Below are 12494 nucleotides of genomic sequence, written 5' to 3'. Positions count from 1 at the left end.
CGGCCCGTCGCCGGACCAAACGGACACCGTATTCAACACCCCCTGGAACTGGAAAGAGGACGACCGTGAACGAAACGACCCTGTCCATCCCCCACCTGATTGCCAACGCAAGCCTGGTGGTGCAGCTCGTCATGCTGCTGCTGATTGCGGCATCGCTCGCTTCCTGGGTGGTGATCTTCCAGCGTAGCTTTGCCCTGCGCCGCGCGGCCAAGGCCCATGAAACCTTCGAAAACACCTTCTGGTCCGGCGTGGATCTCAACGAGCTGTACGGCGAGATTCCCGCCGACGACGCCCGCCAGGGCGGCGAACACATCTTCCAGGCCGGGTTTCGCGAGTTTCATCGCCTGGCACCCAAGACCTCCCGCGCCGACACCGTCCTTGAAGGCGTGCAGCGCAGCATGCGCGTCGCCTGGTCCCGGGAAGAAGAGCGCCTGAATCGCCACCTGGTCTTTCTTGCCACGGTAGCCTCGGCAAGCCCCTATGTCGGCTTGTTCGGCACCGTGTGGGGCATCATGGGCTCGTTTCAGTCGCTGTCCATGTCCCAGCAGGCGACTCTTGCCACCGTTGCACCCTGGATCGCCGAGGCGCTGATCGCCACCGCCATGGGCCTTCTGGCAGCGATTCCAGCAGTGATCTTCTATAACCGTCTGGCAAGCCAGGCAACGACCTTGCTCGGCCGCTATGAAGACTTTGCCGAAGAGTTTTACGCCATACTGCATCGCAATCTGCAAGGGCGCGGTGACGCCTCCGCCCGTTAAACCCGCCCGTTAAAGAGGGGGCCTTCCATGCAGGGACCTTTTAACCGCAGCGGCCAGCGCCGCCCGATGGCGGAAATCAACGTGGTACCGTTCATCGACGTGATGCTGGTACTGCTGGTCATCTTCATGATTACCGCACCGATGCTCAATCAGGGGGTTGACGTCGAGCTGCCCCGGGCCACCGCCGAGCCCATCGATACAGAGGACGACACCGAGCCGGTGATTGTCTCGGTCGACAAGGCCGGCGATTATTACATTACCCTGGGGGAAGACAGCACCGCGGTGGCCCCGGACGAGCTTTCCAAGCGGGTCACCGCGATTGTTCAGCGCCGCCCGGATACGCCGGTCATGGTGCGCGGCGACCGCCACGTCGCCTACGGCCAGGTGGTGACGCTGATGACGACGCTGCAGCGCGCAGGCGTTGCCAATGTGGGCTTGATCTCCGAGCCGGGCAGCGATGAGTAAACGCCCCGCGGAAAGCTATTTCTGGCCGACGGTGCTGGCCGTTGCCCTGCACCTGGCGGTGGTGCTGTTCAGCCTGGTGAAGTTTCCCTGGGGGGAAGAGGAGCCGCCGTCCTCATCGGTGGTGCAGGCCACCCTGGTGAGCACCGAAACCCGCACGGATCAGGCCCAGCAGGTGGATGAGCAGCAGGCCGCCGCCGGCGCCCCAAAGCCCGAGCCAAGGCCTGAACCCGCGCCCAACCCCGAGCCGGAGCCCGAGGACGAAGCCCCGGACGAGCTGGAGCAGGCGGTCGTGGACCAGGCCGAGGAGATGGCCGACGCGCGCGAGCAGCAGGCGCTGGAGGAGGCCCGCGAGAAGGAGCAGGCCGAGGCCGAGCGCCGCGCGGAAAAGGCGCGCCGGGAAGAGCAGGAGGCCGCCGAGCGCAAGGAGGAGCGCGCCCGCCAGCGGGCCGAGGAAGAGGCCCGGCGCGCGCGCGAAGCCGAAGAGCAGCGCAAGAAAGAAGCCGCGGAAAAGGCCGCAGCGGAAAAAGCGGCCAGGGAAAAGGCCGAAAAGGAGCGCGCCGCGGAAGAAAAACGTAAGCAGGAAGAAGCCGAGCAAAAACGCGCCGAGGAAGCCCAGCGGAAAAAGGAAGCCGAAGAGCAGCGCAAGAAAGAAGAGGCCGAGGCAGAAGCGCGGCGCGAGCGCGAAGCGGAGGAGAAGCGCCAGCAGGAAGAGGCCCGCAAAAAGCGCGAGGCGGAACAAAAGCGCCAGCGGGAAGAGGCCGAAGCCGCGCTGCAGCGTAAAATCGAGGGCCAGCAGGAAGCGGCCGCCAAGGCCAAGCAGGCCCAGGAAGCGGCCAACAGCTTTATTGCCATCGTGCGCAGCGCGGTGGAGCAGGCCTGGCGCATTCCGCCCCGGGCAGGCGACAGCATGAGCGCGAAACTGAACGTGCGTCTGGGGCCCTCGGGCGAGGTGCTGGCGGTGACCGTTGCCACCTCGAGCGGCGACGGCGGCTTCGATAACTCTGCCGTTCAGGCCGTGGAAGCCGCCGCACCGTTTACCGAGCTGCTTGACTTACCCTCGGCGCAGCAGTCTGAATTACGTCAGTTCAACCTACGTTTCACACCGGGAGAGATTCGCTGATGACAACGCCAGGAAGTACCCCCTTGCGCCGCTCATTGTACGCGGTTCACGCCGCGCTACTGCTTGCCCTTGTGCTGTTCAGCACGACGGCGAGCGCCAACCTGACCATCGAGATCACCCGGGGCAGCGACAGCGCCCTGCCCATCGGCGTGGTGCCGTTTGACGGCGCCGAGGGCATGTCGGAAGACGTGGCCCAGATCGTCCAGGATGACCTTGAGCGCAGCGGCTATTTTGACCCCCTTGAACGCGGCGCCATGTTTGCCCGGCCGCACCGCGCCGACGACGTCGCCTTTGGCGAGTGGCGCTCGCTGGACGTGCGCTACCTGCTGGTCGGGCGCGGCGAAAAAACCGCCAACGGCTATGAAATTGGCTACGACCTGCTGGACGTCAGCGGCGGCCGCCCGGTGCTCCAGGAGCGGATCACCGCGGGCGGCAACCAGCTGCGCGGTGCGGCGCACCGCATCAGCGACGCGGTATTTGAAGCCATCACCGATATTCCCGGGGCGTTTTCCACCCGTATTGCCTACGTCACCTCCCGCGGCGTGGGCGACAACATCGACTACGGGCTTTACGTAGCCGACGCCGACGGCCACAACAGCCAGGAGGTGCTGACCTCGGACGAGCCGATTCTTTCGCCGGCCTGGTCACCGGACGGCGAAAAGCTGGCCTACGTGTCGTTTGAAGGCGAACGCCCGGCCATTTACGTGCAGCAGATGGCAAGCGGTAATCGCATCCAGCTCACCGACTTTGAAGGCATCAACGGCGCGCCGGCCTGGTCACCGGACGGGCGCAAGCTGGCTATGTCGCTGTCCAAGGACGGCCAGCCGGAAATCTACGTGATGAACCTGGCCGACCGCTCGCTCAACCGTCTGACGCAGAATTCGAGCATCGACACCGAGCCCGACTGGGCGCCGGACGGCCGCAGCCTGCTGTTTACCTCGGACCGCAGCGGTGGCCCCCAGCTGTATCGCTACCGCCTTGGCAGCGGCGAAGCCGAGCGGCTGACGTTTACCGGCAAGTACAACGCCCGCGGCCGGTTCGGCCCGGACGGCGAGCAGATCCTTATGGTGCATCGCTCCCAGGACGGCTATCAGATCGCCCGCCAGGAGCTGGAATCCGGTCGCCTGGTGGTTCTCAGTGAAACCACTCACGACGAGTCGCCCAGTGTTGCGCCCAACGGCACCATGATACTCTTTGCTACCCAGCAGGGCGGGCAGGGCGTATTGAGCGCGGTGTCCGCCGACGGTCGCTCCTCGTTCCGCCTGCCGGCGGCCCGCGGAGACGTGCGTGAACCCGCATGGTCACCGTTTTTATAACCTGATCCCCCAGCCAATGGAGTGACACCATGTTCCCATCTACCCCGACTTTCTTATCTCGGCGGTACGCACCGCTGGTCCGCACCTTTGCCGTCGCGCTTTCCCTTGCGGTCATGGCCGGCTGTTCCAGCACCGGCGGCACCCAGACAGGTGAGTCTTACGGCGACGGCACCCGCGGCGACGGTACGGCCGGCGGCGCCAGCACCGCGGGCACCGGCAGCGGCGGCCAGTACGGCTCGGGCACCGGCACCAGCGGTACCGGCCAGCAGGCCGACTCGCGTATTCCCGAGGTGCGCACGATCTACTTCGACTTTGACCGCGACACCATCAAGGACGAGTACGAGTCCGTGGTCATGGCCCATGCCCGCTACCTGCGCGCCAACGGCAATGCCAACGTGGTGCTGAAGGGCCATACCGACGAGCGCGGCACCCGGGAATATAATCTGGCGCTGGGCGAGCGGCGGGCCAACGCGGTGAAGCGCTTTTTGCGCGTGCAGGACGTGTCAAGCTCCCAGATCAGCGTCGTGAGCTACGGCGAAGAGCGCCCGGCCACGCGTGGCTCGAACGAGTCGGCGTATTCCGAGAACCGTCGTGTCGAATTCAGCTACTGAGTTGCCGCCGCGCCATAGCGCGCATTGAGCACGGGAGCCACCATGACATCTAGTTGGGTAACGGCCGAACCCGCCATCGCCAGATGGCGCGGCGCGGCGCTGAAAAGTCTCTGCTACCTGGCGCTTGCCGGCGCCCTGGGGCCGGGGCAGGCCCTGGCGCAGGGGCCTTCTGTGGATGATTTGTCCGGCTCGCCGGACGGGTTTTATGATCAGACCGAAACGCGCTCGTCGGGCAGCCTGGTGCTGTTTAATCAGGTTCAGGAGCACCAGCGCGAGCTGAAAGAGCTGCGTGGCGACGTCGAAGAGCTGCGCCACGAGCTCAAGCAGCTGCGCCGCCAGTCGCAAAAGCGCTATCTTGACCTTGACGAGCGGCTGGCCAACGCGGCCAGTGCTTCAACGGCCGCGCCGGCGAGCGGCGAAGACGAGGCGGCAGACGCAGACGATGAGCCAACCGCAAGCGATAGGGCCAAGGCGGAAAGCAACGCCGAGGCGCTGTCCGACTCCGCCGGCGCTGAGTCTGCCGGCGCCGAACAGGCAGCCGGTCAGGCAGACAACAAGGAGGCCCAAAAAGCGTATCAGCAGGCCTTCGCTCACGTTCAAGCCCGGGAGTTTGACGAAGCGACCGCCGCCTTCAAGCAGTTCGTCAGCGACTATCCGGACACCCGGCTGACGCCCAACGGCTATTACTGGCTGGGCGAGCTGTACGCGGCGGGGGATAACCTCGACGCGGCGGATCAGGCTTTTACCCGGGTCATCGAAGAGCATGCCGACAGCAGCAAGGTGCCCGACGCCATGTATAAGCTGGGGCTGATGAAGGCCCGGCAGGGCGACAGCGAGCGCAGCCGCGAGCTGCTCGAAAAACTCAGGGACGACTACCCCCAAAGCAGCGCCGCCGGGCTCGCCGGCGATTTCCTGCGCCAGTCGCAATGACGGAAGGCATTGACCCCGAGGATTACCATGCTTTGCAAAATCGATTATCAGCCCGCAGCTGACCTGCTGCAGGGGCGCACCATCCTGGTCACCGGCGCCGGAGACGGCATCGGCCGAGCCGCCGCGCTTGCCTATGCTCGCCACGGGGCAACGGTCATTTTACTGGGGCGCACCATCGCCAAGCTGGAAAGCACCTACGACGCCATCGAGCAGGCCGGCGGCCCCCAGCCGGCGATTTTTCCGCTGAACCTGGAAGGCGCCACCCACGCCGACTATCTGGATATGGCGGAAACCCTGCACCAGGAGTTCGGCCGCCTGGACGGCGTACTGCACAATGCCGGGCTGCTCGGGCGTATCACGCCTTTCGAGCAGTACAATCCCGAGCTCTGGGAGCAAGTCATGCAGGTCAACGTCACCGGGCCTGTGTGGATGACCCAGGCGCTGCTGCCGCTGCTCAAGGAGTCCGCCGACGCCTCGGTGGTGTTTACCTCGTCCGGGGTGGGCCGCAAGGGGCGGGCCTACTGGGGCGCCTATGCGGTGTCCAAGTTCGCCACCGAAGGTTTCGTCGAAGTGCTGGCCGACGAAGTGGAGAACCAGCACGCCATCCGCGTCAATACGCTGAACCCGGGAGCCACGCGGACCCAGATGCGGCGCACGGCGTTTCCCGGCGAGGATCCGGAGGCGCTGCGCACCGCCGAGGACATCATGCCCACCTACCTGTGGCTGATGGGGCCGGACAGCCAGGGCGTCAACGGCGAGAAGATCGACGCTCAGCCGCCGCGCCAGTAGCCGACGCGCCCTGGCCGGCGCTCAGCGCCTTCACCAGGGCCGCGCAGTCGTCAAACCAGACGTCGGCCGGCCACTGGCGGTAATCTTCCTCTTCGGCGATATAGCCGTAGCCCACGGCCACCGCGGTCATGCCCGCGGCCTTGGCCGCCTGCATATCGCGCACGTGATCGCCGACGTACCAGCAGGCCTTCGAGGCCGTATCCAGCCGTTTGGCCGCTTCCCACAGCGGCTCGGGGGCAGGTTTTTTCGTCGGCAGATCGTCGGCGCACAGCAGTACGCCCGGGCGCAAACCGAGCGTCTCGATGAGCGGAGCGGCGTAGCGGCGGGGCTTGTTGGTGACGATGCCCCAGGGGCGCTTCTCGCGATGCCAGCCGTCGAGCCAGGTATCCAGCGGGGCGAACACCCGGCTGTGGGTGGCAAGGGCCTGCTCGTAGGCGTCGAGCAGAATCACCCGGGCGGCGCTATGATCCGGGTGTTCAGCCTCGAGCCCCAGCGCCAGGGTGACCAGGGCGCTGCCGCCGTTGGAGACCTGGCCGCGAATCACCTCGAACGGCAGCGGCAAAAGGCCGTGATGGCGGCGCAGGGCGTTGGTCGCGGCGGCCAGGTCTGGGGCGGTGTCGACCAGGGTGCCGTCAAGGTCGAACAGCACGGCCTCGGGGGCAGCCATGGGCGTCATGCGTCCTCCTGCTTGCGGCAGGCCATCATATAGTTGACCGATACGTCCCGGGGCGCCAGGCGGTAGCGGCGCGTCAGCGGATTGTAGGTCAGGCCGGTCTGTTCGCTGACGTCAAGCCGGTGGCGGCGGCACCAGGCGGCCATTTCCGACGGGCGGATAAACTTGGCGTAGTCGTGGGTGCCCCGGGGCAGCAGGCCAAGAATGTACTCGGCGCCGACAATCGCCAGCGCCCGGGCCTTGGGCGTGCGGTTCAGGGTGGAGAAGAACACCGTGCCGCCGGGGCGCACCAGCCGCGAACAGGCCTCGACGATTGATGCCGGGTCGGGGACGTGTTCGAGCATTTCCATGCAGGTGACGACGTCAAACTCGCCCGGCTGCTCGTCGGCCAGGGTTTCCACGGCCACGTTGCGGTAGCGAACGTCGACGCTGTGCTCGGCTGCGTGGCGCCGCGCCGCCTCGAGGGGGGCTTCGCCTAAGTCGATGCCGGTGACCTCGGCGCCGCGGTGGGCCATGGACTCGCTCAGAATGCCGCCGCCGCAGCCCACGTCCAGCACGCGCTTGCCGGCAAGCCCGGCCCGGGCATCGATAAAATCCAGCCGCAGCGGGTTGATATCGTGCAGCGGCTTGAACTCGCCGTCGCGGTCCCACCAGCGCTCGGCCAGCGCTTCAAACTTGGCCACTTCCGCGGCATCCACGTTGCCGCGGGGGGTATCCTGGGCGTTGGCATGCATGTATCGGCTCCTTGGGGACAGTGTGTCGTGTATGATGGCCATTCTAACCACTCTCGGTTCGTAAAGCATGAACGATAAGCATCAATAAGGACCGCTATGATTCGCAAGGCTGTACTTCCCGTTGCCGGATTCGGCACCCGCTGCCTTCCCGCCTCCAAGGCGATCCCCAAGGAAATGATTACCGTGGTCGACCGCCCGGTGATCCAGTACGTGGTCGAGGAGGCGGTAGCGGCGGGCATTCGCGACATCGTGCTGGTGACCAGCGCCAGCAAGGGTGCGATTGAAAACCACTTTGATACCCAGGCCGAACTGGAGGCCAGCCTTGAGGCCAAGGGCAAGCAGGCGCTGCTGGAAAGCATTCGCGATATCGTCCCGGACGACGTCAATATCATCAGCGTGCGCCAGGGTGAACCCCTGGGGCTGGGCCATGCGGTGCTTTGCGCCCGCCCGGTAATCGGCGACGACGAGCCCTTTGCCGTGCTGCTGCCGGACGTGCTGGTGGACTCAGCCGAGGGCCAGGCCCACGGTGCCAGCGATTTACGCGGCATGCTGGCGGCGTTTGAGCTCACCCGGAAAGCCCAGCTGATGGTAGAAGAGGTCGACTGGGCGGACGTCGAGCGCTACGGCATCGTTTCGCCAAGCGACGCTGCCCCCGCACCGGGCGAGGCGGCAGCGCTTGCCGGCATGGTGGAGAAACCCGCCCGGGACAAGGCGCCGTCCAACCTGGCGGTGATCGGTCGCTACGCGCTCTCCGGGGCTATTTTCTCGCTGCTCGCCGAGACGCCGCCCGGAGCGGGTAACGAAATCCAGCTCACCGATGCTATCGAGGCGCTGCGCGTTCGCCAGGGCGTTCAGGCCTACCGCATGCAGGGCTTGACCTACGATTGCGGCCAGCCGCTGGGCTACCTGGAAGCGACCCTGGCCTTTGGCCGGCGCCACCCGACGCTGGGCGAGGACTTTCGCGCGCTGCTGTCGCGCTACCGGGGGAAGTAAGTTGGGCAAAGTAAAGTGAGGGAAGCACGATGAGGGAAGTATGATGAGGAAAGCAAGATGAAGGTTCTGGTTTACGGCAGCGAGCTGAGCGCCGCCACCGCCGCCGCCGCGCTTGCCTGGGTGGGGCACGAGGTAAGCTGGCTGCCCCACGCGGGCCAGCCCTGGCGGATGCTGCGCGAGGCCGACTGGCTGCGCCGGGAGCCGCAGCTGTTCGAGCAGATCGAGCATAGCCGGGCCGACGGCCACCTGACGCTGGTGGACAGCGCCGAGTCGGTCGCCGACATCGATGCGCTTTGGCTCGGGCTATCGTCGTCCCAGCGGGACGACGCCGCCACGCTTCTGCGCCACCCGGCCGTAGGGCGCAAGGCGCGTCTGGTGCTGGTCAACAACTCGACGTTTCCCGTGGGCGAAACCGAGCACCTTGAGCGCTGCCTGGGCGACCCCCATATCGGGGTCGCCTTGCCCGACATGCTCGAGGAAGGGCGCGCCTGGACTACCTTTACCCGGCCCACGCGCTGGCTGCTGGGCTGCGACGATGCCGATGGCGAACGCCAGGTGCGCGAACTGCTGCGCGCCTTCAACCGGCGCAGCGAGGTGTTTCAGTGCATGCCGTGCCGGGACGCGGAGCTGACCAAGCTGGCGATCAACGGCATGCTGGCCACCCGCATCAGCTACATGAACGAGATCGCCGGCCTTGCCGATACGCTGGACGTCGACGTGGAGCACGTGCGCCAGGGCATGGGTGCGGACACCCGCATCGGCTTTGAGTATCTTTACCCCGGCTGCGGCTTTGGCGGGCCGAGCTTTTCCCGGGATCTCATGCGCCTGGCCGATGCCCAGCTGTCCAGCGGCCGCGCCTCGGCGCTGCTGGACCGGGTAATGGACATCAACGAGCAGAAAAAAGAGACGCTGTTTCGCAAGCTCTGGGCGCACTTTAGCGGCGAGCTGCAGGGCAAAACGGTGGCGATCTGGGGTGCTGCCTTCAAGCCCGGCACCGTGCGTATTGATCACGCCCCGGTGCTGACGCTGCTCGAAGCGCTGTGGGCCCAGGGCGTGCATGTAAAGCTGCACGATCCCGCCGCCATACCGGCGCTTATCGATACCGTCGGCGAGCGCGATGACCTGACGACCTTCAGCGACGATCCGTACCGCGCCTGCGAAGGCGCCGACGCGCTGATGCTGGTGACCGAATGGAAAACCTACTGGAATCCGGATTGGGAACGGCTGGCCGGCACGTTACGCGCTAAGCTGATACTCGACGGGCGCAATATTTATGATCCCGACTTTGTGGCAAGCTGTGGGCTATGCTACCGGGGCATCGGCCGCCGCGCAGACCCGGCTCCCCCCGGGGCCTGGGGGTCGTCACCGCAGGAAGCGTAAGCGCCGGGGGATACCAGGAGCGCAAGGAGAGTTCATGTCAGAGAACGCCGCATCTTCGCGTATTGTTCCCGACGCCGGCCAGAGCCTGGGGCCGGCGCGTCGCCGCCCGCCGCCCCGGCCGCGCCTGTGGCCGCTGTGGCTGTTGATCGTACTGCTGGTGGCTGCCATGGCCGCGCTGGCTGCCGGCGCCTGGTTCGAGCGTGAACGGCTGCTGGACGAGCTTTCCCAGGTCAAGGGCGAGGTCTCCAACGTCCACGCGCGGCTGGCCTCGGGGGACGGCGAGGTACAGGACAGGATCACGCTGCTCCAGGCGCAGCTGAGGACGCTGTTCCAGGAGCAGGATCAGCTGTCGGTACGCTTCAACGGCATGCGCGAAGAGCTACTGGACCTGGTGCCGGCAAGCGAGGATATTGTCTCGGCCGAGGCCATCGAGTCGCTGTTGGTGCAGGTCAGGGAACAAGAGCAGGCGGCAAGCCTGCGTGACGATCGCCTGGCCGCCCTCGGCGCCTCGCTCGAGTCGCTCGAAAGCGCCGCCGAAAGCGAACACGAGCAGCTCGACGACGACATCGTCCACCTGGAATCCACCATCGCCAGCCGCCTTGAGCGCCAGGCGCAAGCCTACGATGAACGCCTGACCGCGCTCAGCGAGTCGGTGGCGGCGCTGGCCGACGATATAGCCGCGCTCGACCAGGGGCGCGACGGCGGCCGGGAAACGCTGGACAAGCGGCTCAACGCTCTGGAAAGCGACATACGCCAGCTACGCCAGTCCCAGCTGGCGTTCAGTGCCCAGCTGGAAATGCTGCGCTAATTGATACGGCTACGCTTTCGACGGAGCACAAGACACGTAATGGAAAAATACTCCCGAAGCCCCGGCGCCGGCCGGCTTGCGCGCTATGCGATGGTGCCGCTTCTGTGCGCCGCGCCGCTGGCATTTGGCCTGAGCGCGACGATCAAAGGCGTTGACGGCGAGCTGGATGAAGACCTCAAGGCCAACGTCGAGGCGTATCTGGAAAACGTCGACGGCGAGGCCTATACCAGGGCGCGCCTGGCCGGCGAGGTCAAGCGGCGCAGCGGCGAAGCCATGCGCGTCTACGGCTATTACGAGCCCGAGATCAACGTCACCGTTGACGAGCCGAAAGGCAAGCAGGTCGTCAGTATCGCCATCAAGCCCGGCGAGCGGGTGAGCATTGAAACCCTGTCGATTACGCTTGAGGGCGATGCCAAAAACGATCCGCCGTTTCAGGAAGCGATCGACGACTTTCCGCTGAAGGAGGGCGACCCGCTGCTCCACGCCCCTTGGGACAAGCTGCGCGGCAGCCTTTCGGCCTCGGCGCTCGAGCGCGGCTATTTCGACTGGCACTTTGCCCAGCGGCGCATGGGAGTGCGCCCCTATAAGCAGAGCGCACGGCTGTATCTGGATTTTGACAGCGGGCCGCGCTACCGCTTCGGCGACGTCGTCGTCAGCGGCAGCCATATCGAGCCCGAACGGCTTGAGTCCATGCGCACCTTCGAACCCGGCAAGCCCTATCTGGCGCGCTCGATTGCCGAGTACAACCAGCGGCTGGCCGAGACCGGGTGGTTTGGCTCAGTGATGGTACGCCCAAGGCTTGACAGCGCCCGGGAACTTGCCATGGCGCCGTCGGACGGCTCGCAAAGCTGGTGGCACCGCGCCACCGCGACCCAGCCGCAGACCGCGTGGCTTGAGCGCGACGCCCTGGGCAGCGCCATGCGCGTGCATCGCCACAATAATACCCGGCTACCGGTGGACGTGGTGGTGACGCCCGCCGAGCGCCACCAGTTCGAGGTCGGCGTGGGTTACGCCACCGACGTAGGGCCGCGCACGCACTTCTCCTGGAACCAGCCCTGGGTCAACCGCTACGGCCACAGCCTCGACCACGACCTCTATCTTTCCGGCCCCGAGCAGCGCTTTTCCGGCACCTACAACGTACCCCTGGAGGATCCGCTGCGCGACAGCTACCGCCTGCAGTACGGGGTCAGAAACCTCGACGACGGCGATACCCACTCCCTGGAAAGCACGGTGGAGCTGGCCCGGCGCTGGAAGTTTGACAACGACTGGGTGCAGTCGGTCTACGTGCGCACCACCTACGAAGACTTTACCCAGGGCGGCGAGAGCGAAAAAGTCTGGATCTATTACCCCGGCATTCAGTGGTCGCGCACCCGCACCCGGGAGCAGCGCTTTCCCGTTTGGGGCGACCGCCAGCAGCTCTCGCTGGAGTATTCGGATACCGCCTGGGGCTCGGATGCGCAGTTCTTCCGCGCCACCGGCGATAGCGAGTGGATCCGCATGCTGGGCGAAAAAAACCGCTTTGTCGGCGGGGTGAGCGTAGGCGCTATCGAAACCGACGATTTCAGCAAGATTCCGCCGTCGCTGCGCTTTTTTGCCGGCGGCGACAACAGCGTGCGCGGCTATTCCTATGAAAGCCTGTCGCCGCGCAACGCCAAGGGCAAGCGCCGCGGCGGCCAGCAGATGTTCACCGCCAGCGCCGAGTACCAGCGTAACGTTACCGGCAACTGGTGGGGTGCTGCCTTCGTTGACACCGGCGATGCCTTTGACAGCTGGGGACCCGCCGATCTGAAAACCGGCGCCGGTCTGGGCGTGCGCTGGGTCTCGCCCGTGGGCCCCATCCGCTTCGACGTCGCCCACCCGTTTGACGATGATGACAGCGACTTTCGGATTCATTTCTCCATCGGACCGGAATTCTAG

The 12494-nt window shown here is 65.8% G+C and carries 13 protein-coding genes; 11 read left to right on the top strand and 2 right to left on the bottom strand.

Annotated elements, in window-relative coordinates:
* Window positions 1-65 precede the first annotated feature (65 nt).
* Genes tolQ through RS027_RS01520 form a run of 7 tightly spaced genes read left to right on the top strand, consistent with a single transcriptional unit; the run spans window position 66 to window position 5989 of the window.
* Window positions 66-758 (top strand): protein TolQ, encoded by a 693-nt coding sequence (gene tolQ / locus RS027_RS01550; protein ID WP_311952930.1) that lies wholly within the window; start codon window positions 66-68, stop codon window positions 756-758.
* 27 nt (window positions 759-785) lie between these two features.
* A complete protein-coding gene (tolR, locus tag RS027_RS01545; protein WP_311952928.1) occupies window positions 786-1223 on the top strand; it encodes a protein TolR in 438 nt (145 codons plus the stop codon).
* Window positions 1216-2343: a cell envelope integrity protein TolA gene (gene tolA / locus RS027_RS01540; RefSeq protein WP_311952926.1), complete on the top strand. Its 1128-nt coding sequence runs from the start codon at window positions 1216-1218 to the stop codon at window positions 2341-2343. Before tolR ends, tolA begins: the two co-directional genes overlap by 8 nt.
* Window positions 2343-3659: a Tol-Pal system beta propeller repeat protein TolB gene (gene tolB, locus RS027_RS01535; protein WP_311952918.1), complete on the top strand. Its 1317-nt coding sequence runs from the start codon at window positions 2343-2345 to the stop codon at window positions 3657-3659. The genes tolA and tolB overlap by 1 nt, the downstream gene beginning before the upstream one ends.
* Window positions 3660-3688: 29 nt before the next feature.
* Complete coding sequence (gene pal, locus RS027_RS01530; protein ID WP_311952916.1) at window positions 3689-4270, top strand: peptidoglycan-associated lipoprotein Pal; 582 nt, start codon at window positions 3689-3691, stop codon at window positions 4268-4270.
* A 42-nt stretch (window positions 4271-4312) separates the two neighbouring features.
* Window positions 4313-5200, top strand: coding sequence for a tol-pal system protein YbgF (gene ybgF / locus RS027_RS01525; RefSeq protein WP_311952913.1), 888 nt, complete (start codon window positions 4313-4315; stop codon window positions 5198-5200).
* A gap of 27 nt (window positions 5201-5227) precedes the next feature.
* Window positions 5228-5989 carry a YciK family oxidoreductase gene (locus RS027_RS01520; RefSeq protein WP_311952911.1) on the top strand — a complete coding sequence of 254 codons (762 nt, stop codon included), beginning with the start codon at window positions 5228-5230 and terminating at the stop codon, window positions 5987-5989.
* Here the strand turns inward: RS027_RS01520 and RS027_RS01515 are convergent.
* Complete coding sequence (locus tag RS027_RS01515) at window positions 5949-6665, bottom strand: HAD-IA family hydrolase (RefSeq protein ID WP_311952909.1); 717 nt, start codon at window positions 6663-6665, stop codon at window positions 5949-5951. The two genes, RS027_RS01520 and RS027_RS01515, sit on opposite strands and share 41 nt — an antisense overlap.
* Complete coding sequence (gene ubiG / locus RS027_RS01510; protein ID WP_311952907.1) at window positions 6662-7396, bottom strand: bifunctional 2-polyprenyl-6-hydroxyphenol methylase/3-demethylubiquinol 3-O-methyltransferase UbiG; 735 nt, start codon at window positions 7394-7396, stop codon at window positions 6662-6664. The genes RS027_RS01515 and ubiG overlap by 4 nt, the downstream gene beginning before the upstream one ends.
* 96 nt (window positions 7397-7492) lie before the next feature.
* On the opposite strand from ubiG, the gene galU reads away from it, so the two are divergent.
* The 4 genes from galU to tamA are packed head-to-tail and all read left to right on the top strand — an operon-like array spanning window position 7493 to window position 12494.
* On the top strand, window positions 7493-8389 hold the full coding sequence (gene galU / locus RS027_RS01505; protein WP_311952904.1) for a UTP--glucose-1-phosphate uridylyltransferase GalU: 897 nt from the start codon (window positions 7493-7495) through the stop codon (window positions 8387-8389).
* A 57-nt stretch (window positions 8390-8446) separates the two neighbouring features.
* Window positions 8447-9769: a nucleotide sugar dehydrogenase gene (locus RS027_RS01500; protein WP_311952901.1), complete on the top strand. Its 1323-nt coding sequence runs from the start codon at window positions 8447-8449 to the stop codon at window positions 9767-9769.
* A gap of 34 nt (window positions 9770-9803) precedes the next feature.
* Entirely contained in the window at window positions 9804-10577 is a 774-nt protein-coding gene (locus RS027_RS01495; protein WP_311952898.1) for a hypothetical protein, read from the top strand.
* A 39-nt stretch (window positions 10578-10616) separates the two neighbouring features.
* Complete coding sequence (gene tamA, locus RS027_RS01490; RefSeq protein WP_311952896.1) at window positions 10617-12494, top strand: autotransporter assembly complex protein TamA; 1878 nt, start codon at window positions 10617-10619, stop codon at window positions 12492-12494.

This window comes from Halomonas garicola, assembly GCF_031935715.1.
Taxonomy (GTDB): domain Bacteria; phylum Pseudomonadota; class Gammaproteobacteria; order Pseudomonadales; family Halomonadaceae; genus Vreelandella; species Vreelandella garicola.
Note: the sequence above shows the minus strand (reverse complement) of the source record. Positions and strands in the feature narration are given on the sequence as shown.

Coding starts and splice junctions, on each gene's coding strand:
- tolR (WP_311952928.1), top strand. CDS start 786: ATGCAGGGACCTTTTAACCGCAGCGGCCAGCGCCGCCCGATGGCGGAA.
- tolA (WP_311952926.1), top strand. CDS start 1,216: ATGAGTAAACGCCCCGCGGAAAGCTATTTCTGGCCGACGGTGCTGGCC.
- tolB (WP_311952918.1), top strand. CDS start 2,343: ATGACAACGCCAGGAAGTACCCCCTTGCGCCGCTCATTGTACGCGGTT.
- pal (WP_311952916.1), top strand. CDS start 3,689: ATGTTCCCATCTACCCCGACTTTCTTATCTCGGCGGTACGCACCGCTG.
- ybgF (WP_311952913.1), top strand. CDS start 4,313: ATGACATCTAGTTGGGTAACGGCCGAACCCGCCATCGCCAGATGGCGC.
- RS027_RS01520 (WP_311952911.1), top strand. CDS start 5,228: ATGCTTTGCAAAATCGATTATCAGCCCGCAGCTGACCTGCTGCAGGGG.
- RS027_RS01515 (WP_311952909.1), bottom strand. CDS start 6,665: ATGACGCCCATGGCTGCCCCCGAGGCCGTGCTGTTCGACCTTGACGGC.
- ubiG (WP_311952907.1), bottom strand. CDS start 7,396: ATGCATGCCAACGCCCAGGATACCCCCCGCGGCAACGTGGATGCCGCG.
- galU (WP_311952904.1), top strand. CDS start 7,493: ATGATTCGCAAGGCTGTACTTCCCGTTGCCGGATTCGGCACCCGCTGC.
- RS027_RS01500 (WP_311952901.1), top strand. CDS start 8,447: ATGAAGGTTCTGGTTTACGGCAGCGAGCTGAGCGCCGCCACCGCCGCC.
- RS027_RS01495 (WP_311952898.1), top strand. CDS start 9,804: ATGTCAGAGAACGCCGCATCTTCGCGTATTGTTCCCGACGCCGGCCAG.
- tamA (WP_311952896.1), top strand. CDS start 10,617: ATGGAAAAATACTCCCGAAGCCCCGGCGCCGGCCGGCTTGCGCGCTAT.